The sequence below is a fragment of the Pseudomonas putida genome, assembly GCF_022627325.1.
Lineage (GTDB): Bacteria > Pseudomonadota > Gammaproteobacteria > Pseudomonadales > Pseudomonadaceae > Aquipseudomonas > Aquipseudomonas putida_X.
The window spans coordinates 254,888-277,381 of the sequence record NZ_JAETZZ010000001.1; the positions used below are offsets into that span (position 1 = coordinate 254,888).

Annotated in this window: 23 protein-coding genes and 1 pseudogene; 10 read left to right on the forward strand and 14 right to left on the reverse strand. The window is 63.2% G+C overall.

Annotated elements, in window-relative coordinates:
- Window positions 1-29: 29 nt before the first annotated feature.
- The 3 genes from JNA92_RS01170 to JNA92_RS01180 all read right to left on the reverse strand — a co-directional run bounded on the left by JNA92_RS01170 (window position 30) and on the right by JNA92_RS01180 (window position 2,531).
- Window positions 30-410 carry a hypothetical protein gene (locus tag JNA92_RS01170; RefSeq protein ID WP_241802974.1) on the reverse strand — a complete coding sequence of 127 codons (381 nt, stop codon included), beginning with the start codon at window positions 408-410 and terminating at the stop codon, window positions 30-32.
- 96 nt (window positions 411-506) lie between these two features.
- Window positions 507-1,700 (reverse strand): MFS transporter, encoded by a 1,194-nt coding sequence (locus tag JNA92_RS01175; RefSeq protein WP_241802975.1) that lies wholly within the window; start codon window positions 1,698-1,700, stop codon window positions 507-509.
- 81 nt (window positions 1,701-1,781) lie between these two features.
- Window positions 1,782-2,531 carry a 3-oxoacyl-ACP reductase family protein gene (locus tag JNA92_RS01180; RefSeq protein ID WP_241802976.1) on the reverse strand — a complete coding sequence of 250 codons (750 nt, stop codon included), beginning with the start codon at window positions 2,529-2,531 and terminating at the stop codon, window positions 1,782-1,784.
- A gap of 117 nt (window positions 2,532-2,648) precedes the next feature.
- Here JNA92_RS01180 and JNA92_RS01185 point away from each other — a divergent pair, with 117 nt between their 5' ends.
- Window positions 2,649-3,584 carry a LysR family transcriptional regulator gene (locus JNA92_RS01185; protein WP_241802977.1) on the forward strand — a complete coding sequence of 312 codons (936 nt, stop codon included), beginning with the start codon at window positions 2,649-2,651 and terminating at the stop codon, window positions 3,582-3,584.
- A 16-nt stretch (window positions 3,585-3,600) separates the two neighbouring features.
- Here JNA92_RS01185 and JNA92_RS01190 read toward each other — a convergent pair whose 3' ends face one another.
- Both JNA92_RS01190 and JNA92_RS01195 read right to left on the reverse strand, forming a co-directional pair.
- The gene (locus JNA92_RS01190) at window positions 3,601-4,071 is read right to left on the reverse strand and encodes a GreA/GreB family elongation factor (RefSeq protein WP_241802978.1); all 471 of its coding nucleotides are present in this window, start codon (window positions 4,069-4,071) and stop codon (window positions 3,601-3,603) included.
- A gap of 2 nt (window positions 4,072-4,073) precedes the next feature.
- Window positions 4,074-4,466 (reverse strand): hypothetical protein, encoded by a 393-nt coding sequence (locus JNA92_RS01195; protein WP_241802979.1) that lies wholly within the window; start codon window positions 4,464-4,466, stop codon window positions 4,074-4,076.
- A 130-nt stretch (window positions 4,467-4,596) separates the two neighbouring features.
- Here JNA92_RS01195 and earP point away from each other — a divergent pair, with 130 nt between their 5' ends.
- Together earP and efp are read left to right on the forward strand one after the other, a co-directional pair.
- Window positions 4,597-5,730 (forward strand): elongation factor P maturation arginine rhamnosyltransferase EarP, encoded by a 1,134-nt coding sequence (gene earP / locus JNA92_RS01200; RefSeq protein WP_241802980.1) that lies wholly within the window; start codon window positions 4,597-4,599, stop codon window positions 5,728-5,730.
- A 48-nt stretch (window positions 5,731-5,778) separates the two neighbouring features.
- Window positions 5,779-6,348, forward strand: coding sequence for an elongation factor P (gene efp / locus JNA92_RS01205; RefSeq protein WP_012271109.1), 570 nt, complete (start codon window positions 5,779-5,781; stop codon window positions 6,346-6,348).
- A 58-nt stretch (window positions 6,349-6,406) separates the two neighbouring features.
- On the opposite strand, the gene JNA92_RS01210 is transcribed toward efp, so the two are convergent.
- The 3 genes from JNA92_RS01210 to JNA92_RS01220 form a co-directional block, all read right to left on the reverse strand.
- Window positions 6,407-6,835 carry an organic hydroperoxide resistance protein gene (locus JNA92_RS01210; RefSeq protein WP_241802981.1) on the reverse strand — a complete coding sequence of 143 codons (429 nt, stop codon included), beginning with the start codon at window positions 6,833-6,835 and terminating at the stop codon, window positions 6,407-6,409.
- A gap of 141 nt (window positions 6,836-6,976) precedes the next feature.
- A complete protein-coding gene (locus JNA92_RS01215; protein ID WP_241802982.1) occupies window positions 6,977-7,432 on the reverse strand; it encodes a MarR family winged helix-turn-helix transcriptional regulator in 456 nt (151 codons plus the stop codon).
- Between the two features lie 55 nt (window positions 7,433-7,487).
- Window positions 7,488-8,444 carry a LysR family transcriptional regulator gene (locus JNA92_RS01220; protein ID WP_241802983.1) on the reverse strand — a complete coding sequence of 319 codons (957 nt, stop codon included), beginning with the start codon at window positions 8,442-8,444 and terminating at the stop codon, window positions 7,488-7,490.
- 113 nt (window positions 8,445-8,557) lie between these two features.
- Here JNA92_RS01220 and JNA92_RS01225 point away from each other — a divergent pair, with 113 nt between their 5' ends.
- On the forward strand, window positions 8,558-9,307 hold the full coding sequence (locus JNA92_RS01225) for a sulfite exporter TauE/SafE family protein (RefSeq protein ID WP_241802984.1): 750 nt from the start codon (window positions 8,558-8,560) through the stop codon (window positions 9,305-9,307).
- A gap of 22 nt (window positions 9,308-9,329) precedes the next feature.
- On the opposite strand, the gene JNA92_RS01230 is transcribed toward JNA92_RS01225, so the two are convergent.
- On the reverse strand, window positions 9,330-10,181 hold the full coding sequence (locus JNA92_RS01230; RefSeq protein ID WP_241802985.1) for a LysR substrate-binding domain-containing protein: 852 nt from the start codon (window positions 10,179-10,181) through the stop codon (window positions 9,330-9,332).
- A gap of 96 nt (window positions 10,182-10,277) precedes the next feature.
- Here JNA92_RS01230 and JNA92_RS01235 point away from each other — a divergent pair, with 96 nt between their 5' ends.
- A complete protein-coding gene (locus JNA92_RS01235; protein WP_241802986.1) occupies window positions 10,278-10,496 on the forward strand; it encodes a DUF1127 domain-containing protein in 219 nt (72 codons plus the stop codon).
- Window positions 10,497-10,565: 69 nt separating this feature from the next.
- Here the strand turns inward: JNA92_RS01235 and JNA92_RS01240 are convergent, their stop codons facing one another.
- Window positions 10,566-11,912: a class II 3-deoxy-7-phosphoheptulonate synthase gene (locus JNA92_RS01240; RefSeq protein ID WP_241802987.1), complete on the reverse strand. Its 1,347-nt coding sequence runs from the start codon at window positions 11,910-11,912 to the stop codon at window positions 10,566-10,568.
- 118 nt (window positions 11,913-12,030) lie between these two features.
- On the opposite strand from JNA92_RS01240, the gene JNA92_RS01245 reads away from it, so the two are divergent.
- The gene (locus JNA92_RS01245) at window positions 12,031-12,786 is read left to right on the forward strand and encodes a spermidine synthase (protein ID WP_241802988.1); all 756 of its coding nucleotides are present in this window, start codon (window positions 12,031-12,033) and stop codon (window positions 12,784-12,786) included.
- A gap of 297 nt (window positions 12,787-13,083) precedes the next feature.
- Window positions 13,084-14,797: pseudogene (locus tag JNA92_RS01250) on the forward strand (DEAD/DEAH box helicase).
- A 108-nt stretch (window positions 14,798-14,905) separates the two neighbouring features.
- On the opposite strand, the gene JNA92_RS01255 reads toward JNA92_RS01250, so the two are convergent.
- Window positions 14,906-15,673, reverse strand: coding sequence for a DODA-type extradiol aromatic ring-opening family dioxygenase (locus tag JNA92_RS01255; RefSeq protein ID WP_241802989.1), 768 nt, complete (start codon window positions 15,671-15,673; stop codon window positions 14,906-14,908).
- A gap of 101 nt (window positions 15,674-15,774) precedes the next feature.
- Between JNA92_RS01255 and JNA92_RS01260 the strand changes: the two genes are divergently transcribed.
- Window positions 15,775-16,422, forward strand: coding sequence for a thiopurine S-methyltransferase (locus tag JNA92_RS01260; RefSeq protein WP_241802990.1), 648 nt, complete (start codon window positions 15,775-15,777; stop codon window positions 16,420-16,422).
- A gap of 144 nt (window positions 16,423-16,566) precedes the next feature.
- Here JNA92_RS01260 and htpX read toward each other — a convergent pair whose 3' ends face one another.
- Both htpX and JNA92_RS01270 read right to left on the reverse strand, forming a co-directional pair.
- Entirely contained in the window at window positions 16,567-17,454 is an 888-nt protein-coding gene (gene htpX, locus JNA92_RS01265; protein ID WP_012313391.1) for a protease HtpX, read from the reverse strand.
- A gap of 351 nt (window positions 17,455-17,805) precedes the next feature.
- Complete coding sequence (locus tag JNA92_RS01270) at window positions 17,806-19,017, reverse strand: pyridoxal phosphate-dependent aminotransferase (RefSeq protein WP_085675507.1); 1,212 nt, start codon at window positions 19,015-19,017, stop codon at window positions 17,806-17,808.
- Between the two features lie 168 nt (window positions 19,018-19,185).
- On the opposite strand from JNA92_RS01270, the gene msrB reads away from it, so the two are divergent.
- Both msrB and JNA92_RS01280 read left to right on the forward strand, forming a co-directional pair.
- Window positions 19,186-19,587, forward strand: a complete 402-nt coding sequence (msrB, locus tag JNA92_RS01275; RefSeq protein ID WP_241802991.1) for a peptide-methionine (R)-S-oxide reductase MsrB — start codon at window positions 19,186-19,188, stop codon at window positions 19,585-19,587.
- A gap of 2 nt (window positions 19,588-19,589) precedes the next feature.
- The gene (locus JNA92_RS01280) at window positions 19,590-20,078 is read left to right on the forward strand and encodes a glutathione peroxidase (protein ID WP_241802992.1); all 489 of its coding nucleotides are present in this window, start codon (window positions 19,590-19,592) and stop codon (window positions 20,076-20,078) included.
- On the opposite strand, the gene JNA92_RS01285 is transcribed toward JNA92_RS01280, so the two are convergent.
- Entirely contained in the window at window positions 20,068-22,425 is a 2,358-nt protein-coding gene (locus JNA92_RS01285) for a hybrid sensor histidine kinase/response regulator (RefSeq protein ID WP_241802993.1), read from the reverse strand. The two genes, JNA92_RS01280 and JNA92_RS01285, sit on opposite strands and share 11 nt — an antisense overlap.
- Between the last annotated feature and the right edge of the window lie 69 nt (window positions 22,426-22,494).

Genomic DNA, 22,494 nt, shown 5'->3' on the forward strand with positions numbered 1-22,494 from the left:
CGCGTATCACCCCGTACGCCTGAAGTTGTTCAATCCCCCGCGGGCGGGCGCCGATGCTGGCGCCAGCTGTCGTCGATCTTGGACCAGGTCTTGCCATCGGTACTGGCCATCAGCTTGCGGCCGTCCTTGAAGGTCGCCAGGAAGGTGGCTTCTTCCTCCTTGCCGCCCAGCCATAGCCCGGCCAGCAGGCCCACTGGGCCAGCCACCAGGGCGCCGGCCATGCCCCAGCCGAGGGCGGTCCCCAGGTTGCGATTGGATTCCAGGCTGGCCAGGCGCAGGTCGCTGATGCGGGTAAGGGAAATCCGCTCGCCAGGCGAGGGGCTGCGCGGGGTCTTGAGTGTGAGCGATCCATTGCGATACTCGCCTTCACCTTGCAAGAAATCGCCGGATTGCACCGTGAGTCTTGTCATTGAGTCGTCCTGTCAGTGAAAGGGGTTTTGATCAACACCTACTGAAGCGCCGGGGCGGCGGGCAAGTCAACGGGCAGGCGACGGAGGGCTGCGGTGTCATGCCGCACCGGCCTTCGCGGCGCGCTTGCGCGTGCGTTCGGCCCACCCCCACACCAGCAGTGCCAGTGCCCCGATCGCAAGCCCCGCCGTCACGATGCCCATCCAGCCCTGGTACTGGAACAGCTGTGTGCCCAGCAAGGAGCCTAGCGCGCCACCGATGAAATAACAGGTGATGTAACCGGCATTGAGCCGGGTGCGTGCTTCGGGGCGCAAGGCGATGACCGCATTCTGGTTGCTCACATGCACTAGCTGCACGGCCAGGTCCAGCAGCAGTACGCCGAGCAGCAAGGCCAGTAGCGAGCTTTGCGCGAAGCCCAGCGGTATCCACGCCAACACCAGCGCTACCAGGCCCACGGTGGTGCCCAGCGAGCCTTTGCCACGGTCAGCCAGGCGGCCGGCCCAGTTGGCCGAAAGCGCACCCGCCGCGCCGGCAAGGCCAAACAGGCCGATCACCGCATCGGAATAATGATAAGGCTCACGCGCCAGGAGGAACGCCAGCGGCGTCCAGAACAGCCCGAACAGGCTGAAGGCCAGCAACCCCAGCAGCGAGCGCAGGCGCAGTAGCGGCTCCTCGATGAACAGGCGGAATACCGAGCCGATCAGTGCCGGGTACTTGAGCCCTGCATGGCTGTGGTGTTGCGGCAGGCTGCGGTACAGGGCAAAGGCAGTGACGGCCATCAGCACTGCGGCCAGCACATAGATGCTGCGCCAGCCACCCAGTTCGGCCATGAAGCCGGCAGCGGTGCGCGCGAGCAGGATGCCCAGCAGCAGGCCGCTCATCAGCGTGCCCACTGCGCGCCCACGTTGATGCGGCTCGCTCAGGGTTGCGGCCATGGGCACGAGGATCTGCGCCACCACCGAGAACAGCCCGGTGAGCGCCGTCCCCAGCAGCAGCCAGGGCAGGCTGGGGGCGCAGGCGCTGATCACCAGGCCCAGGGTGGAAATCACCGACATGATCACGATCAGGCGGCGCTGCTCGAACAGGTCGCCCAAAGGCGCCAGCAGCAGAAGGCCCGCGCCGTAGCTGAGTTGGGCGGCGATGACGATGCTGCCGGCGCTGGCGGTGCTCAGGCCGAACTGTTCGGCGATGCTGTGCAGCAGCGGCTGCGCGTAGTAGTTGCTGGCCACGGCCAGGCCGGTGGCGGTGGCCATCAGCAGGATCAGGGCGCGGCTCAAGGTTGGGGAGGGCATGAAGATCTCGGAGCGGGCAAGGGTATGTGGCGTCCAGTATCTGGGCGGTTCAGGCTGGACGCCAGCGGGCGAGGCATTCGATCAGGCCGCAAAGCCACCGTCGGCTGTAAGGCTCGCTCCGGTGATGTAACCCGCCTCAGGCCCCGCCAGGTAGGCCACGAAGCTGGCAATTTCATCCACCTGCCCGTAACGGCCGATCGCCATCAAGGGGATCAGGCTTTCGGCAAACTCGCCGCTGGCCGGGTTCATGTCGGTATCCACCGGCCCCGGTTGTACGTTGTTCACGGTGATGCCCTGTGGCCCCAGGTCGCGTGCCATGCCTTTGGTAAGCCCGACCAATGCCGACTTGCTCATGGCATAGGGTGCCCCGCCAGCGAACGGCATGCGTTCGGCATTGGTGCTGCCGATGTTGATGATGCGCCCGCCCTGGCCCATGTAGCGGGCGGCGGCCTGGCTGGCGACGAACACACTGCGCACGTTGATGGCCAGCGTGCGGTCGAAGTCTGCCAGGTCGAATTCGGTCAGCGGCGCCACGGCCAGTACGCCTGCATTGTTGACCAGGATATCGAGGCGGCCGAAGGCTTTTACCGTGTCGTCCACTGCCAGTTGCACTGCGGCGGCGTCTGCGCTGTCTGCGCGCAGTGCCAGTGCCTGGCCGCCTGCTGCTATGACTTCTGCTACCAGGTCGTTGGCCGGGCCTTCGGAGCTTGCGTACGTGAAGGCGACCTGCGCGCCTTCACGGGCCAGGCGGCGGACGATGGCAGCGCCGATACCGCGTGAGCCGCCCTGCACCAGGGCTGCTTTGCCTTCGAGAGTGAGTTGCTTGGACATGCTGATCTCCTGCTGGAAGCAAGGCCGATTGCCTTGGATGGATGCAGTATCGACCGATGATTACCTGCTGATAAGATGGCAATCACTATTATCAGAGTAAACCTTTGGTTGGTAATCATGGCACTGGAGTCGTTCAACGCCCTTGAGTGTTTCATCCGCAGCGCCGAGGTGGGCAGCTTCGCCGAGGCGGCGCGCCGTTTGAGCATCACACCCGCGGCGGTGGGCAAGCATGTCGCCCAACTGGAAGCGCGCCTCGGTGTGCGGCTGTTCCAGCGTAGTACCCGTAAGCTGACCTTGACCGAAGCCGGGCAGCGTTTTTTAGGGGAGGTCAGTGACAGTTTTCGTACCATCCAGTACGCCGTGGCCAACCTGGCCAGCGCTGAAGGCCAGCCGGCGGGGCTGTTGCGGGTGAGCATGGGGACGGTATTCGGCAGGCTGTATGTATTGCCGCTGCTGGGTGAATTCTTGCGGCGCTACCCGGCGATCACCCCGGACTGGCATTTCGACAACCGTCAGGTAGACCTGATCGGCCAAGGTTTCGACGCTGCGATTGGTGGCGGTTTCGAGTTACCGCTGGGGGTTGTGGCGCGCCGGCTGACCCCTGCCCATCGTGTGTTGGTGGCAGCCCCTGGGTACCTGAGCCAGCATCCGGTCATTGACGACCCGCAGGTGCTGGAGCGCCATGCCGGCATCTTGATTCGTTCACCGCAGACCGGCCGCGTGCGATCATGGCCGCTGACCAGCCGTTGGCAAGCGCAGCAGCCGCTGCTGTTGCGCCAGGCGATGACCATGAGTGACTCTGATGCAGCGTGCGCCGTAGCCCAGCAGGGCTTGGGCATTGCATTGGTCAGCCTGCCGTTCGCCGTGCCTTACCTGCAGGCGGGCCAGCTGCAGAGGGTGTTGCCGGATTGGTATGTGGATGATGGGTACATCAGCCTGTATTACGCCGAGCACAAGCTGCTGCCCGGCAAGACCCGGGCGTTCATCGAGTTTGTGCAAGAGCAGTTCGCTGAGGCTGGGTTGGCCCGCACATTCGATGCCCTTGCCGGTTAGTCGGTCGTTGGCAGGTTCAGGCAACCTCGACGATGAAGAACAATTGCGCACCAAGGCCAACCTCGTCATCGACCTTTTTACCGACCAGTTGCTGGCCTAGCGGTGAGCGGGGGGTAATGACCGTCACCAGGGCGTCCCCCTCGCCAATCTTCAACCCGGCCGCCTCCGGCCCCAGGAACACTTGCCGCTGAGCCCCCGCTTCATCTTCCAAGGTCACCAGGCTGCCGATCTGTACCCCCCGCGCCGGGTCATAGTCGCGCAGCACCAACTGCTGGTAGATCAGCAGCGCCTGGTGAATCTCGGCCGTGCGCCGCGCCTGGCCAGTGGCCAGGTAGGAGGCTTCCAGGCCAAGGGTGTCGTATTTGTTTTCAGCGATGTTTTCTTCGGCGGTGGCGGTTTCGTAGGCGGTTTGCGCTGCGCGGCGCAATACGTCCATGTCGCTTTCCAGGGCTGCAACGATACGCGTGAGCAGGGTGGCCTTGTTCATGATCAGTAACAGAACTCCAGCACGTTGGCCTGGCTCTTGTCGGTCGGCGCAGTGCGGTTTTGCGACAGCCAGAACTGGCACTTGGGGCTGTTGAGGTTGCGCGGGTTGCCTTGCGCGGCCTCGGCCGCCTGTTGCAGTTCCTGCTTGTGCAGGATGGCCTTGTAACGCTCGAACATCTCGCTTTGCGCATCCGCCGGTTGCGCCGGCGGGGCCGCTGGCCGGGCCAGGGCCGGGGCGACGGCCTGTGCCACCGGCTGTACCTGCTCGGGCCACAGGTGCACGGCCAGCCACAGGCTCAGCGCGATGGCCACGGCCCCAAGCCATAGGCCCAGTGCCACGCACAGGGTCAGTTGCACAGGCTTGAGGGTTATTTGCAGTTCACGATGGCGGGGCATGGCGGCCTCCTGGCAGGCGTTATGAGGGCCATTGTGGCATGGCGTCGGGCGCTTTTTCAGCGTTGGTGCTTTTGTCAGCGATAATTTAACCGCAGAATTCGTGATTTTGCGCAGGGCGAGGGCAGGGCACATGAAGGTCACCTGGGACATTTTCTGCAGTGTCGTGGACAACTACGGTGATATCGGCGTGACCTGGCGCCTGGCCCGGCAGCTGGTGGCCGAGCATGGGCTGGCGGTGCGGCTGTGGGTAGACGACCTGGGGGCGTTCGTGCCCCTGTGCCCAGGCGCCGACGCCAGCGCCGCACAGCAATGGCAGCAGGGTGTGGAGGTACGCGCCTGGCCTGCCGAGTGGCAGCCGGTAGCGCCCGCCGATGTGGTGATCGGTGCCTTTGCCTGCCAGCTGCCCGTACAGTACGTCGAAGCGATGCGCGCCCGTGCCAAGCCGATCCTATGGCTTAACCTCGATTACCTCAGTGCCGAGGACTGGGTGGAGGGCTGCCACGGCTTGCCGTCGCCGCAGCCCAATGGCCTGCGCAAGGTGTTTTTCTTCCCAGGCTTTACCGAGAAAACTGGCGGGCTGCTACGCGAGGCTGCGTTGCTGGCGCAGCGCCAGGCCTTCGAGCAATCGCCACAGGCGCGACCCGCCTTCCTGCAGGGCTTGGGTGTAGACGTGCAGGCCGGCGCGCAACTGGCCTCGCTGTTCGCCTATGAAAACCCGCAACTGGGCAGCTGGCTCGATGCATTGGCCACGGACACCTGTGCCACCCATCTGTTGGTACCGCAAGGCCGGATTCTTCCGGACCTGGCCAATTGGCTGGGCGAGTCGGGGCTCAAGGTCGGTGATGTGTTCCAGCGGGGGGCGCTGACGGTGCAGATCCTGCCGTTCGTCAGCCAGGACGACTATGACCGCCTGCTGTGGTGCTGCGATTTCAATGCCGTGCGTGGCGAGGACTCGTTCGTGCGCGCGCAATGGGCCGGCCGGCCGATGCTATGGCACATTTACGTGCAAGAGGAAAATGCCCACTGGGAAAAGCTCGACGCGTTCCTCGGGCTTTATCGACAGGGCCTGTCGGATGCTGCCGGCGAGGCGATGGTGGCCTTGTGGCGCGCCTGGAACATGAACCACGACATGCACCAGGCCTGGCAAGGGGCCCGTAAACACGGGGCGGAACTGCAGCGGCATGCCCGTGAATGGGCGGCGCGCCAAGCCGCTCAGCCGGACCTCGCCAAGGCGCTGGTACAGTTTTACCGAAATTGGCTATGATATGCGGCCTCGATTTTTATAAATCCATCCAGATTCGGATACTTCGTAATGAAAACTGGTAAAGAACTGAAACCCGGTACCGTACTGCGGATCGACAACGACCCGTGGCTGGTTCAGAAAGCCGAGTTCACCAAATCGGGTCGCAACAGCGCGATCATGAAGACCAAACTGAAAAACCTGCTGACCGGCTACAAGACCGAAACCGTTTACGGTGCGGACGACAAGCTGGACGACGTGATCCTGGATCGCAAAGAAGCGACCCTGTCGTTCATCAGCGGTGACTCGTACACCTTCATGGACACCACCGACTACACCATGTACGAACTGAACGCCGAAGACATCGACGCCGTTCTGCCGTACATCGAAGAAGGCATGGAAGACATCTGCGAAGCCGTGTTCTTCGAAGGCCGTCTGGTGTCGGTAGAGCTGCCGACCACCATCAGCCGTCAGGTTGTCTACACCGAGAACGCTGCGCGTGGCGATACCTCGGGCAAGGTGATGAAGCCTGCCAAGCTGAAGAACGGTACCGAGATCCAGGTTGCCGACTTCATCCAGATCGACGAGTGGATCGACATCGACACTCGCGACAACAGCTTCAAGGGCCGTTCCAAGAAGTAATCCTTCTTGTGATGTGCACAAAAAACCCGGCCTCGGCCGGGTTTTTTTATACCTGTATTCAGACCGTTACATGCAGCCTGACATCTACATTGCCGCGGGTGGCATTGGAGTATGGGCACACCTGGTGCGCCTTCTCCACCAGGCCTTCTGCGTCAGCCTGGGACAGGCCTGGCAGGTTGATGTGCAGGTCGATATCCAGGCCGAAGCCACCAGGAATCTGGCCAATGCCCACCTTGGCGGTGATCGAAGCGTCGCCAGGTAGTTGCTGTTTCTCCTGGCCGGCGACGAACTTCAGTGCGCCGATAAAGCAAGCCGAATAGCCGGCAGCGAACATCTGCTCGGGGTTGGTGCCGTCACCGCCCGCGCCGCCCAGTTCCTTGGGGGTGCTCAGCTTGACTTCCAGCTTGCCGTCGCTGGAGCGGGATTTACCGTCGCGACCGCCAGTGGAGGTGGCTTCTGCGATGTACAGCGGAGTGACCTTGTGCATTTTGAGCCTCGCTAGTGTGCTGTGCGCCCCGCATCAAGCGGGGGCATCGGGTGGGTACGGGATTTAAATTAGCGCGCAATTAGTTTGCGCGCAAGATAAATCTTCACCGCTCGTCCGAACGGGCATTGCACAGCATAGCCGTCAGAGGTTCTTTTGCAGGCTGTCGCGCAACTCCAGCAGGTCGGCCTGCAGTTGTTGCAGGCGCTCCAGGCTGCGGCCGCTGGCCTTGAGAATGCATTGCGGCACCTCTTTGGCCTGCTGCTGCAGCGCGCGCCCCTTGTCGGTCAGTTGCACCAGCACCACCCGTTCATCCTCGCGGCATCGGGTTCGCTTGAGCAGGCCTTCGCTTTCCAGGCGCTTGAGCAATGGCGTGAGCGAGCCGGGGTCGGTGAGCAGGTGCTGGCTGATCTCGCCCACGGTCAGGCCGTCCTGTTCCCACAGCACGAGCATGGCCAGGTACTGCGGGTAAGTCAGGCCCAACGCCTGCAGCAGTGGCTTGTAGACTTTGGTCATCAGCAACGAGGTGGAGTGCAGGGCGAAGCAGACCTGGTTGTCCAGCAGCAGCTCGTCGCAAGAAGCTTGGGTGTCGGCGTTCATGCAGGTCCTTGAATGTGATCAATGGAGAAATCTAGCACGCTGAAGGTTTGCGCGCTCATTGCCATCGCAGCTCACTTCGTAATGCAAGGTCCCATGGGGGGATCGGGCTGAAGCGGCTCTTGAGGAATTCGAGCAGCAAGCGGCTGCGAGAGTTCGTTTCATGTGCCAGGCGCAGCGCATAAATACCGCTGGTCTCTGCCGCAGGCAGGCCGTTGTCGCAAAAAAGGGGCACCAGTTCGCCACGTAGCAGGTAGTCGCTGATCAGCCAGGTAGGCAGGTGGGCAATGCCCAGCCCGGCAAGCGCGCCGAACAGCAGCGTTTCGGCATTGTTGGCGGCCATGCGCATCCGCGCGGGCCGGTACAGCCGTGATTGCCCATCGACCTCGAAGCGCCAGGCGAAGGGTGGGGCCAGCCCGTCCCAGTCCAGCCCATCGTGATTGGGCAGTGCGCTGGGGCAGGCGGGTATGCCGCGGCTGGCCAGGTAGGCGGGACTGGCGCAGGCGACGCGGACCATGTAGGCCAGCGGTGTGGCGACCAGGCGGGTATCGGCCAGGGGGCCTGCACGCAGCACCAGGTCGACTTCGCCCAGGTGGCTGCCGTGCAGGTCGACGAAGCTGTCGATCAGGCGCAGGTGTACATCCAGGCCGGGGTAGGCCACCAGGAAGTCGGCAATGGCCGGCGCCAGGTGGCGGCGGCCGAAAGCTGCAGGGGCGTCGATACGGATCAACCCCTCCGGAGCGCTGCTCAGTGACACGGCCTCGGCGCGCGCCAGGCGCAGCTCCTCGATGATGCGCCGGGCGCGTTCGGCGAAGGCATTGCCAGCCGGTGTGGCGCGCACCGCATGGGTGCTGCGGGTGAACAGGCGGCTGCCCACCGCGCGCTCGAGGCTGTCGATGCGCCGGGCGACGGCGGAGGGGGTGAGTGGATGGCGCCGGGCGGCCGCGGAAAAGCTGCCGGTCTCCAGCACATCGAGAAACAGGCTCAGTTGGTCGGTAAGGGTATCTGGGCTCATGGCTGCCTTGCTTTTGCATAAATCGCACAGCCATTGTGCGTTGCTGTGCGTTTCCCCGCCAGAGCGCAATCGTTAGCATGCCCGTATTGTCAACGCAGGCGGATGAGGCCCTGATGATCGAGTGGTTGTTGTATAGCGTGCTGGGCGCAGCCTTGGGCACCATGGGTGGGTTGTTCGGTATTGGCGGCGGGTTGATCGCCATCCCGGCGTTGGGTGTGCTGTTCGGGCTCGATCAGCAACTGGCCCAGGGCACGGCCTTGGTGATGGTGGTACCGAACGTGCTGCTGGCGCTGTGGCGCTATCACCAGCGTAACCGCATCGAGTTGCGCCATGCCGTGCCGCTGTCGGTGTGCAGCTTGGTGTTCGCCTGGTTGGGCTCGATCTGGGCCGTGGGTATCGATGCGCAGGCCATGCGCCTGGGCTTTGTCGGCTTTCTGGTGGCGCTGGCCCTGTGGAACGTGGTGCGGATGTTCATCAAATCCGCTCCGGCAAGCGCCGAGCTGCGCCATCCCTGGCCCTGGCTGGGTGTGCTGGGCTGCTTCAGCGGCACCATGGGCGGTTTGTTCGGGGTGGGCGGGGCGGTGGTGGCCACGCCGATCCTGACCAGTGTGTTCGGCGCCACACAGGTGGTGGCGCAAGGGCTGTCCCTGGCACTGGCAGCACCGAGCACCATGGTCACCTTGCTTACCTATGGCGTGCATCACAGTGTCGACTGGGGCGTGGGGTTACCGTTGGCGGTAGGCGGCCTGCTCAGTATCAGCTGGGGAGTGCGGCTGGCCCATGCGTTGCCGGAGAAGGTGCTGCGGGCGATGTTTTGTGTGTTTTTGGTGGTGTGTGCGGTGATGCTGGGCTTCGAGCTTTAGCGGTTGGCGTGTGCACTGGCCATCACTGAAAGCCCTCGATGATGTAGTCAGCCATGCAATCGGTGATCGGTGACTGGTTTTGTGCATTGCGCAGCAGCATCACGTTGGCCATGGGCAGCTCAGGCAAGCCGTCCTGCTCGCCCAGGATGCGGATGTTGCCGCCGATCAGGCTCTGCAACTGCGCGGTCACTGCCAGCCCTGCCGTGACGATGGCGAAGATCGCCGCCAGGCTGGGGCTGGTGTAGGCAATGCGATAGTCGATGCCCTGGGCCTCCAGGGCATTGCAGGTCCAGGCGCGGCAGAAGCAGTCGGTGTTGAACAGCGCCAGCGGCATGGGCCGTTGCTCCTGTGGGCAGAAGCTGTCGGCGGCGGCCCACACCAGGCGTTCCTGGCGCAGCAACTGGCCAACCTCGTTGCCGGGCTCCCGGGTGACGATGGTCAGGTCCAGGTCCTGGCGCAGCATCAGGTGTTTCGACGAATCACAATGCACCTCCACCTGCACCAGCGGGTAGGCCTGGGCGAAACTCGACAGGATGGTTGGCAAGAACCGCATGGCGTAGTCGTCGGGTGTACCGATGCGCACCAGCCCGACCATGTGCGGCATGCGTAGGGTGTTGAACACTTCGCCATGCAGCTTGAGGATGCGCCGTGCGTAGCCCAGCAGTACCTGGCCCTCGGCGGTCAGGCGCACCTGGCGGCCGTCGCGCTCGAACAACTGGCGCTGCAGCACGTCCTCCTCCAGGCGTTTCATTTGCATGCTGACGGCCGACTGGGTGCGGTTGACCACTTCGCCGGCACGGGTGAACCCCCCTTGCTCGGCAATGGCGACGAAGGTGCGTAGCACGTCAGCATCGAGGCTCTGGTAGTGGGACATTGCATCAATCTCCTAGATGCATGGCATAAGAAACATTCGTTGGATTGATCTTAAGCCTGGCGCGAGACTGAAGCCATCAACACGGAGGGCTTCACGATGAAAGGTCATGTCAGCAGCATTCAACACCCTGCCTTCTCCTTCAAGCACCTGTGGCATGCTGCCTTGCAGCGTCCGGCTCGCTGGCTGGAGCTGTACCGCCAGCGCCGGGAACTGGCCAGCCTCAGCGATGCAACGTTGCAGGATCTGGGGTTGAGCCGGGCCGATATCCAGCAGGAGGCAGAGCGGCCATTCTGGGATGATCCGCTGCGCAGGTGAGGGGCCGATGCGCCGCACATGCGGCGCTCGGTCTTGCGGGTGCTGAAGAGGCTGTGGCCGGCACCTGCCTCAACGGCGCACCTGCTTGAGGGTTTCGGCAATCAGAAACGCCAGCTCCAGCGACTGGTCGGCGTTCATGCGTGGGTCGCAATGCGTATGGTAACGATCCGACAGCCCATCTTCGGTGATCGGGCGTGCGCCACCGATGCACTCGGTGACGTTCTGCCCGGTCATCTCGATGTGAATGCCACCGGCATGGCTGCCTTCGGCCTGGTGCACCTGGAAGAACTGCTTCACCTCATCGAGAATCTGCGCGAAGTCACGGGTCTTGTAGCCGCTGCTGGCCTTGATGGTATTGCCGTGCATCGGGTCCGAACTCCACAGCACCTTGCGCCCCTCGCGCTCGACGGTGCGGATCAGCCCGGGCAGGTGCTCACCGACCTTGCCGGCGCCCATGCGCACGATGAGGTTGAGGCGCCCCGGATCGTTGGCCGGGTTGAGCGTGTCGATCAGGCGGATCAGCGCTTCGGGGTTCATGCTCGGGCCAACCTTGACCCCGATAGGGTTGTGCACCCCACGCAGGAATTCCACATGCGCGCCGTCGAGCTGGCGGGTGCGGTCGCCGATCCACAGCATGTGCGCCGAGCAATCGTAGTAGTCGCCGGTCAGGCTGTCCTGGCGCACGAAGGCTTCTTCGTAGTTCAGCAGCAGTGCCTCGTGGGCGGTGAAAAAGCTGGTTTCGCGCAATTGCGGGGCGCTGTCCAGGCCGCAGGCGCGCATGAAGGCCAGGGTATCGTCGATGCGGTTGGCCAACTGGTGGTATTTGTCGGCCAGCGCCGAGTTGGCGATGAAGTCCAGGTTCCACTTGTGCACCTGGTGCAAGTCGGCGAAACCGCCTTGGGCGAAGGCGCGTAGCAGGTTGAGGCTGGCGGTGGCCTGGTGGTAGGCCTGCAGCAGGCGGTCTGGGTCGGGTACACGGCTTTTTTCGTCGAAGCCGATGCCGTTGACGATGTCGCCGCGGTAGGCCGGCAAGGTCAGGTTGCCGATGGTTTCGTCGCCCGATGAACGTGGCTTGGCGAACTGCCCGGCCATACGCCCGACTTTGACCACCGGGCAGCCGGCGGCGAAGGTCATGACGATGGCCATCTGCAGCAACACCTTGAAGGTGTCGCGGATCTTCGCGGCAGAGAACTCGGCGAAGCTCTCGGCACAGTCGCCACCCTGCAGCAGGAAGGCACGGCCTTCGGTGACCTCGGCGAACTGCCGGCGCAGCTCGCGCGCCTCCCCGGCGAACACCAGCGGCGGGTAGCTGGCCAAGGTCTGCTCGACCTTGAGCAGATGCGCGGCATCGGGGTAGGTCGGTTGCTGCTGGATCGGCAGGGCACGCCAGCTGTCAGGGCTCCACGGTCGGTTCATCACAGGCTCGGTCTTGTCGGTTATAGGCTGCCTGCCATGGTAACAGTTGGCGCTGAGCTTGTTGCATCCGGGACGTTGGCGGACAATGCGCGTTTTTGCGCGGGCGGGTGGCAGGTTCATGGCGACGGAGCGGGAAGAGCGGCTGTTGGCTCGGGTCGAGGATGCCTTCGGGGTCATCAGTGTGTATGAGGTGGAGGATTACCGCTTCCTCGAATTTGGCGATGCCATCGAGCAAAGCTGCGTGTTCACAGTTGACCCCAGCTGGCTCGAGTACGACTACACCCGCGCCATGCTGGTGGGGGCGCTGTGCCACGAGCAGCCTGAAAGCGCACTGTTCCTTGGCCTGGGCGCCGGCACCCTGACCCAGGCCTGCATGAAGTTCTTGCCACTGGAAGACATCGAGGCCATCGAGCTGCGCCCGGATGTGCCGCGCCTGGCCATGGAGTACCTGGGCCTGGACGACGACCCGCGCCTGTATGTGCGGGTGGGCGATGCCCTGGAGCTGCTGCCCACGGCAGAGAAAACCGACCTGTTGTTCGTCGACCTGTACACCGACCACGGCCCGGGTGTCGGCCATCTGGCCTGGACCTTTCTGGAAAACTGCCAGAAGCAGCTCAACCCCGGTGGTTGGCTGGTGATCAACCAGTGGGCCGGTGATGACGGCAGGCCGCTCGGCGCGGCGCTGTTGCGCGGCTTGTACCACCGGCATTACTGGGAGCTGCCGGTGAAGGAGGGCAATGTGATCCTGCTGGTGCCGGCGGACCTGGAGCAAACGTTGGACCTGGATGGCCTCAGGGGCCGGGCTGCAGCCTTGGCGCCACAGCTGGGGTACAGCCTGGAGGGGTTGATCAAGGAAATTCGCCCCGCCACGTGAAGGGCGTGCCAGGGGGTTGAGATAAACGTTTCAGCCGCTGGTCGCTGATGGCCGGGTACTGGCCCCTTGCCCGTGAAAATTTTCCACACTTCCCTCCATTAATTCGGGTATAGTACGCGCCGGTCTTTTAGCGGACCTCAAAATCAGGTGGTGCAAATCCTCCGAGTCCAGCTTCGGCTGCACGTCCGCTAGGCGGACCTTCCCAAGTTTTTCTTTTTCAATCGTTTTCGCAAATCCCCGCCGCCAGAGCTGCCTGGGTGACCATTTGGTCTTTCAAGGCATGTGCAGCTTTGGAGCATGGGTCTTTGCGGATGCACATAGAGGCAGACCCATGACCCAGGAAACCGGCGGATTCGCCGCTCTCGATCTCAATCCGAATATCGTCGCTGCCGTTGTAGCCACTGGCTACGAAGAGCCTTCGGCTATTCAGCATCAATCGATCCCGATCATCCTCGCCGGTCACGACATGATCGGCCAGGCGCAGACTGGCACCGGCAAGACCGCTGCCTTCGCCCTGCCGATCCTCAACAAGATCGACGTGAGCAAGCGCGAACCGCAAGCCCTGATCCTGGCGCCAACCCGTGAGTTGGCGCTGCAAGTAGCTACCGCTTTCGAAACCTACGCCAAGCAGATGCCGGGCGTTAACGTGGTGGCTGTATACGGTGGTGCCCCGATGGGCCCACAACTGCGTGCCATTCGCAACGGCGCGCAAATCGTCGTGGCCACCCCGGGCCGTCTGTGCGACCACCTGCGTCGCGACGAGAAAGTCCTGTCCACCGTGCAGTACCTGGTACTGGACGAAGCCGACGAAATGCTCAAGCTGGGCTTCATGGATGACCTCGAAGTGATCTTCGATGCCATCCCTGCCAGCCGTCAGACCGTGCTGTTCTCCGCGACCCTGCCGTCGTCGATCCGCTCGATCGCCGAACGTCACCTGCGTGAGCCCAAGCACGTCAAGATCCAGAGCAAGACCCAGACCGTCACCGCGATCGACCAGGCGCACCTGATGGTCCACGCCGACCAGAAGATCCCGGCTGTTCTGCGTTTGCTGGAAGTGGAAGAGTTCGACGCGCTGATCGCCTTCGTGCGTACCAAGCAAGCCACCCTGGACCTGGCCGCCGCGCTGGAAGCCAAAGGCTACAAGGCTGCTGCGCTGAACGGCGACATCGCCCAGAACCAGCGTGAGCGCGTCATCGACTCGCTCAAAGATGGCCGCCTGGACATCGTCGTCGCCACTGACGTCGCTGCCCGTGGTCTGGACGTACCGCGCATCACCCACGTGTTCAACGTGGACATGCCGTACGACCCAGAGTCCTACGTGCACCGTATCGGCCGTACCGGCCGTGCCGGTCGCGAAGGCCGTGCACTGCTGCTGGTCACCCCGCGTGAGCGCCGCATGCTGCAGGTCATCGAACGCGTTACCGGGCAGAAGGTTGCCGAGGCGCGCCTGCCGAACGCTCAGGCCGTGCTGGATGCGCGTATCAAGAAGCTGACCTCGAGCCTGGCGCCGCTGGTGGCCGAAGCAGAAGCCACCCACGGTGAGCTGTTCGACCGCCTGACCGAAGCCCTGGGTTGCAGCCCGCGTGCCCTGTCCGCAGCCCTGCTGCGCAAGGCCACCAATGGCCAGGCGCTGGACCTGGCAGCGGTAGAGCGCGAACAGCCGCTGGTACCAAGCTTCGCACCGCGCGGTGAGCGCCCGGAGCGTGGTGACCGTGCCGAGCGTAGCGACCGTGGTGAGCGCGAGCGCCGTGCGCCACTGCCGCTGGCCGAAGGTCGCGTGCGTTGCCGTACCGCGCTGGGTGCCCGTGATGGTATCGCTGCCAAGAACCTGCTGGGTGCGATCCTCAACGAAGGTGGCCTGGCCCGTGATGCGATCGGTCGCATCCAGGTGCGTGACAGCTTCAGCCTGATCGAGCTGCCGGAAGACGGTCTCGAGCGCCTGCTGACTAAGCTCAAGGACACCCGCGTGGCTGGCAAGCAGCTGAAGCTGCGTCGCTACCGCGAAGATTGATCCTGGCGTAATGAAAAAATCCCCGGCTTAGGTCGGGGATTTTTTTTGCTTGTGGTTCTTTGGGGCTGCCATGCATGCAGGCCTGTCGCGGCACAACGCTGCCGCTTTTCAGTCGAAGCGGTAAATGTCCATCCCCAGCGCGCCGAGGGTAAACCCTTGGTGCACGATGCCAAACCTGCCACCGGCCCCAAGGGCGAAGAACAACGGCAAGAAATGCTCATCACTGGGATGGTTACGCGACGCAAACGGCGCTTGTTGCTTGAAGTCCAGCAGCGCGGCCTGGTCGTCTTCGCCCAGCTTCTCCACCACCCAATCGCGAAATGCCAGTGCCCAAGGCTCGATCACGTCCGGCCCTGCATGCCAGTCCAGCTCGCCCAGGTTATGGGTGATGCTCCCAGAGCCGACCAACAACACACCCTCGCTGCGCAGCCCGGCCAACGCTCGGCCGACCTTGATTTGCTGCGCCGGCCCCATGTGGCTCGGGAGCGACACCTGAATCAGCGCAATGCTTGCATCGGGATACATCAACGACAGCGGCACCCAGGCCCCATGGTCGAAGGGCCGCTGGGCATCCAGGCGAGCCGGCAGGCCAGCGGCGTTGAGCCGCGCGCTGACGTTCGCCGCCAGTTGCGGCTGGCCAGGCGCAGGGTACTGAACGGCATAAAGCGCTGCAGGAAAGCCGTAGAAGTCATGCCAGGTCTGCGGCTGTGGGTTGGCGGTCACCAGCAGTTCGTGGCTTTCCCAGTGCGCCGACACCACCACGATCGCCTTCGGGCGTGGCAGGGCATTGGCCAGCTGGGCCAGCGCTGGCCCGCTGGCGCCGGGTTGCAGGGCGAGCATCGGAGAGCCGTGGGAAATGAACAGGCTGGGCAGCATGATAGGGTCCTGAGGGGTAAGATGCAGTCATCTTCGATCAGTCACCGATCGATTTCCAATATAAGATTTTTGCCCAAATGATCTAAAAACCTGGAGGAACTATGGAGCAGGCGTTCTGGCACCAAAAGTGGGCCGATAACCAGATCGGTTTTCACCAGGCCCAGGCAAACCCCTACCTGCAACGCTACTGGCCGGGGCTTGGCCTGGCTGCCGGCAGCCGGGTGCTGGTGCCGTTGTGCGGCAAGAGCCTGGACCTGGCCTGGCTGGCGGGGCAGGGCTATCGCGTGCGGGGTGTGGAGCTGTCGCGCCGGGCCGTGGAGGACTTCTTCCAGGAGCAGGGGCTGCAGGCGCAGGTTCGGCAGCAGGGCGCGTTCGAAGTGTGGAGCAGTGGTGAGGTGGAGCTGTGGTGTGGTGATTTCTTCGCCTTGCGCGCCGAGGATGTGGCTGATTGCGTGGGGCTGTATGACCGAGCTGCGTTGATTGCCCTGCCTCCGGCAATGCGTGAGCGGTACATGGGTTTGCTTTCGCGGCTGCTGCCTGCGGGCCGTGGGCTTCTGGTGACCTTGGACTACGAGCAGCGTCTGCTGGCGGGGCCGCCGTTTTCGGTCGCCGACGAGGAAGTGCGGCGTGGGTTTGCCGGGTGGCAGGTGGAGGAGCTGGAGGCGCAAGACGTGATCGGGGAAAGCCCTAAGTTCTTGCAGGCGGGGGTGAAGTGCCTTGTTGAGCGGGCCTATCGCGTACGGTTTTGATGTGGGTTTGCCTGTGCCGGCCCTATCGCCGGCAAGCCAGTTGCTCCCACCACCCCTACAGCGCTGAAGATTACCGTCTCAAATATGCAGGCCGGCTGCATAAAAAAGGGCGACCGTAGTCGCCCTTGATTGGTGCCTGAACAATCAACCCCGGCGGCGCAGCGCCTCGATGCGCTCTTCCAGCGGCGGGTGGCTCATCAGCAGGCCGGCCAGGCCATGCTTGAGGCCGCCATTGATGCCGAATGCCTTCATGGTGTCGGGCATGTGCACTGGCAGGCCCTGCTCTACGCGCAGGCGTTGCAGGGCGCCGATCATCGCGGCGGTGCCGGCCAGTTGTGCGCCGGCTTCATCGGCGCGGTATTCACGGCGGCGCGAGAACCACATGACGATCATGCTGGCGAGGATGCCCAGGACCAACTCGGCGACGATGGTCGCCACGTAGTAGGCAATGCCTTGACCCTCTTCGTTCTTGAAGATCACCTTATCGACGAAGTTGCCGATGATGCGGGCGAAGAACATCACGAAGGTGTTCACCACGCCTTGTACCAGCGCCAGGGTGACCATGTCCCCGTTGGCCACGTGGCCGATCTCGTGGGCCAGCACGGCGCGTACTTCATCAGGCGAGAAGCGTTCCAGCAGGCCTTGGGATACGGCTACCAAAGCGTCGTTGCGGTTCCAGCCGGTGGCGAAGGCGTTGGCCTCGTAGGCGGGGAAGATACCCACTTCGGGCATCTTTATGCCGGCTTCGCGGGACAGCTCTTCGACCGTCTGCAGCAGCCACTGCTCGTGGCGGGTACGCGGCTGGGAGATGATCTGGGTGCCGGTGCTCATCTTCGCCATCCACTTGGAGATGAACAGCGAAACGAGGGAGCCGGCGAAGCCGAACACGGCGCAGAAGACCAGCAGGCTGCTGAGGTTGAGGTCAACCCCGTTGGCGGCCATGAACCCGTTGAAACCGAACAGGCTCAGGGTAATGCTTGCAACCAGCACCACCGCAAGGTTGGTGGCTACAAACAACAGAATGCGCATCATGGTTGTTACGTTCTCCTGACGGATGAGTGTGTTGCGTATGCGGGGTATATAAGGGGCCGGGCGCGCCGATTCAATCGGGGGACTATTTCAAACTGTGTACGGCGGAGTATGGCAGAGGATCTGGTTGGGGCTGTGAGCTAGAGCGTTGCAGGATGTAAGAAAGGTATGTGGGGGTTGTAGGGGGCTGCTTTGCAGCCCAATCGCCGGCAAGCCGCTCTCAAATACCCTGCAATGCTGAAGAGTTGTGCTGTGCCTGTGAGGGCCAGCAAGCTGGCTGCCACAGATACCCCGCAGTGCTTAAGGCTTGCGCTGTACTTGTGGGCGCCGGCTTGCCGGCGATGAGGCCGGTACTTACTGCGAATAAGTGCGCAGGAAGTTGCCAATCCGGCCAATCGCCGCTTCCAGATCATCCACCCGCGGCAATGTCACCACGCGGAAGTGGTCCGGCCACGGCCAGTTGAACGCCGTACCCTGCACGATCAGCAGCTTTTCCGACAACAGCAGGTCCAGCGCGAACTTCTCGTCGTTCAGGATCGGGCAAACCTTCGGATCGATCCGCGGGAAGGCATACAGCGCACCCATCGGCTTGACGCAGCTGACCCCGGGGATCTCATTGAGCAATTCATAGGTGCGGTTGCGCTGCTCCAGCAGCCGGCCCGGCGGCAGCACCAGGTCATTGATGCTCTGGTAACCGCCCAGCGCAGTCTGGATGGCGTGCTGGGCCGGTACGTTGGCGCACAGGCGCATGTTGGCCAGCATGTCGATGCCTTCGATGTAGCTCTGGGCGTGGTGCTTGGGCCCGGAGATGATCAGCCAGCCGGAGCGGAAGCCCGCCACCCGGTACGACTTGGACAGGCCGTTGAAGGTCAGGCACAGCAAGTCCGGGGCCAGTGACGCGGTGCTGATGTGCACGGCTTCGTCATAGAGGATCTTGTCGTAGATCTCGTCAGAGAACACCACCAGGTTGTGCTGGCGGGCCAGCTCCAGCATGCCCAGCAGCAATTCTTTGGAATAGACGGCGCCGGTCGGGTTGTTCGGGTTGATGATGACCAGGGCCTTGGTGTTCGGGGTGATCTTGGCCTTGATGTCTTCAAGGTCAGGGAACCAGTCGGCCTGCTCATCGCACAGGTAATGCACCGGCTTGCCGCCAGCCAGGCTCACTGCAGCAGTCCACAGCGGGTAGTCGGGCGCCGGGATCAGCACTTCGTCGCCGTTGTTGAGCAGCGCCTGCATCGACATCACGATCAGCTCGGACACACCATTGCCCAGGTAGATGTCCTCGATGGTGACGCCTTCGATTTCCTTCTGCTGGCAGTACTGCATCACCGCCTTGCGCGCGCTGAACAGGCCTTTGGAGTCGCTGTAGCCCTGGGCAGTGGGCAGGTTGCGGATCACATCCTGGAGAATTTCGTCCGGCGCCTCGAAGCCAAACGGCGCCGGGTTGCCGATGTTCAGCTTGAGGATGCGATGGCCTTCCTCTTCCAGGCGTTTGGCGTGCTTGAGCACCGGGCCGCGAATGTCGTAGCAGACATTGGCGAGCTTGTTCGATTTGCTGAACTGCATGATGTGATCCCGATTGAGAATACGCGGTGCGCCGCCGTCGAAAGGTTTGAAAGGGCGGGGCGCGGGTGCCAGACTTGAGGCCTTGCACACGAAGCCAACTAATATACGTGCCACCCGCGCTACGGAAAAGACGGCGCGAGGTGAAATTCAGCCTGCCGAGGTCCACACATGCAAAAGATCGACAAAACCCTGGAACAATGGCGTGCGATGCTTGACCCGGAGCAGTACCAAGTGTGCCGCCTGAAGGGCACCGAACGGCCGTTCTCTGGCAAGTACAACAGCGAAAAGCGTGCAGGTACCTACCACTGCATCTGCTGCGGCCTGGCGCTGTTCGATTCGACCACCAAATTCGACTCTGGCTGTGGCTGGCCGAGTTTTTACGCGCCGATCGAAGACAGCGCGATGATCGAGACGCGCGACACCTCCCACGGCATGATCCGCACCGAGGTGACCTGCGCGCAATGTGATGCTCACCTGGGCCATGTATTCCCCGACGGGCCGCCACCGACCGGCCTGCGTTACTGCATCAACTCGGTGTGCCTGGACTTCAAACCGCGTGACGGAGCCTGACCATGGCTGAATCGATACTCGACATCCCCTGTGTGACCCTGGCCGGTGAACGCAAGCTGCTGGGCGACTTTGCCGGCAAGGCGGTGCTGGTGGTCAATACCGCCAGCCAGTGCGGTTTCACCCCGCAGTACAAGGGGCTGGAGCAACTTTGGCAACATTACCGCGAGCGGGGCCTGGTGGTACTGGGGTTCCCGTGTAACCAGTTCGGCAAGCAGGAGCCGGGGGAAGCGCGGGAAATCGCGCAGTTCTGCGAGCGTAATTTCGGCGTGAGCTTCCCGCTGTTTCGCAAGGTGGAGGTCAACGGCCCTGGGGCCCACCCGCTGTTCGTCGAGCTCAAGCAGCGTGCGCCCGGCCTGCTCGGGTCGCAGAAGATCAAGTGGAACTTCACCAAGTTTCTGCTGGAGCCGGCCAGCGGCAAGGTCACGCGTTATGCGCCCACCACCAAGCCGCAGGCACTGGAGGCTGATATCGAACGTGTGCTCAGCCGCTAAGGGGCACCCAATGGTCGATCAGCGCCAGTAGCTCTTCACGCCGGAACGGCTTGGCCAGGTAGTCGTTCATGCCCGCCGCCCGGCAGCGTTCGCGCTCCTCGGGCATGGCGTTGGCAGTCAGGGCGACGATCGGCAGCTCAGGCCAGCGGCCACTCTGGCGGATGCGTCGGCTGGCCTCATAGCCGTCCATCACCGGCATGTTGCAGTCCATCAACACCAGGTCGAAGTCTTCCTGCTCGAGCCACTCCAGCGCCTCGACGCCCTGGGTGGCCACCTGTATCCGGCAGCCGAGCTTGGCCAGCATGCCCTTGGCCACCAGCTGGTTCACCGGGTTGTCCTCCACCAGCAGAATGCGCGCCCGGCCGTCGGTAGCGGTAAGCGTCGGGATGGCCAGCGGGTGTTCCGGAGCGTGGCCTTGCAGGGTGCGGCGCAGGGTCTGATACAAGGCATTGCGTGCCAGGGGGCGGGCCAGCTGGTGCAGTGGGGCCAGTTGCGCCGACTGTTCCGGCGACAGGAAGTTGCCGTAGGCCGTCACCAGCAGGATCGGCGCTTTCAGCGCAGGGCGTAGCTGGAACAAGTGGTTTAAATCGTCAGTGATCAACAGGTCGATGGCACCGCCCGCCAGTGCCTGGGCACTGTCATGCCTTGCGTAGCTCAGGCCCCAGCGCGGCAGCACGGTCTGCAGCAGTTCGGCAAGGCCACTGCCGGCATCGCTCAGCGCCACGACGTGGCCCTGCAGCGGCGCAGGGGCGATGGCCTCGGTGTGGGTGGGCAGGGGTAATTCGGCGCTGAAGCAGCTGCCCACGCCTGGTTCGGAGCGTATGTGCAGGTGGCCGTGCATGGCTTTGCACAGGTTGCGGGTCAGTGCCAGGCCCAGGCCCGTGCCGCCATATTGCCGGGTAATGCCGGCACCGGCCTGGGTGAACGGCTGGAAGATGCGTGCCTGCGCATCTTCGGGAATGCCGATGCCGGTGTCGCGTACCTCCAGGCGTATGCCGCCGACGAGGGTGCTCAGGCACACGTCGACGCGGCCGAAGCGTGTGAACTTCAGGGCATTGGACAGCAAATTGCTCACTACCTGGCGTACCCGGGTCGGATCGCCAAGTACCGAACTTGGAAAGTCACTGGCGATCAGGCAGGTCAGCTCGACGTTTTGCGCGACGTTCTGCGATAAAAGGTTGGCCGTGTCCTCCACCATCGCGCCCAGGTCGAAGGGGATGCGTTCGAGTTCCAACTGCCCCGCATCGAACTTGGACAGGTCGAGGATATCGTTGAGCAGTTCCACCAGCACCTTGCCCGAGTCGTGGGCGATCGACAGCTGCTGGCGCTGCTCACTCTCCAGTGGGCTGTCCAGGGCCAGGGCGATCATGCCGAGCATGCCATTGAGCGGGGTGCGGATTTCGTGGCTCATGTTGGCCAGAAACGCTGCACGGGCCTGGGCCATGTCCAGAGCGCGCTGGCGGGCATGCTCCAGCTCTTGGTTGGACTGGCTCAGGCGGCTGTTGCTGGCCTTGAGCTCTTCGGTGCGGGCCGAAACGATGTCTTCCAGCTCATTGAGGTACTGGGTCAGTCGGTTTTCGGCAGTGCGCCGTTGCTGGATCTCGGTGGCCATGCTGACCAGTTGCTGGTTGGCGACCTTCACCAGCACGCCGATCTCATCGAGTTCATGGCCGGGAGGGCAATCGAGGCGGGTTTGCCCGGGGTGGCGGGGGTCGCGGCCGCTGAGTGCACCGATGACCTTGACCAGCGGTTTGGTCAGCATCATGTAGAACAGGGCCAGGAGAATGCCGGTGAGGACCAGGCTGCGGGCGAAGCCATTGAGCAGGGTGACCCCGGCGCGGTCCAAGAAACGGCTGCCGAAGGCGAAGGTGTCGACGTCCAGGTACAACGTGCCGAGATACTCTTCGGGCATATGGGTGAGGAACAGGCGCTCTTGGAACTGGCGCTGTTCACCGAACAGAAAATCGCTCACCGGCCGGTAGCGGTCCTGCAGCCGGATGCGTTCGACATCAGCCAATACAGTTTCGTTGTTGTCGATCAGGCGCGCGCGGAACACGGCCGGTGACTGCAGCAGGCCCCGCGTCAGCTCGAGCGCCAGTTCCGAGTCGATGTTGTAGGCGATGCGCGAGGCCGGGTTGTGGCTGATTTGCAGCAACGCTTGCACTTCACGGTTGATGGATGCGTCTTCGCTGGCATAATCGATGCCGATCTGGATGAGACTGAGCAATGTTCCCAGGATGAAGCCCACCAGGACTGTCAACCGGGCTTGCTTGTATGACAGGCGATTGGTGAACTTGATATCCATGAGTCCCGAGCCGGTTTCACGTCCCTTGCGCTGCGCAAGCATAGCCGATCAGCCACGGCTGCTGGTGGGCCTGTCGCACATTCAGCTTCAAACTTCACCTGTCTTGCTAGG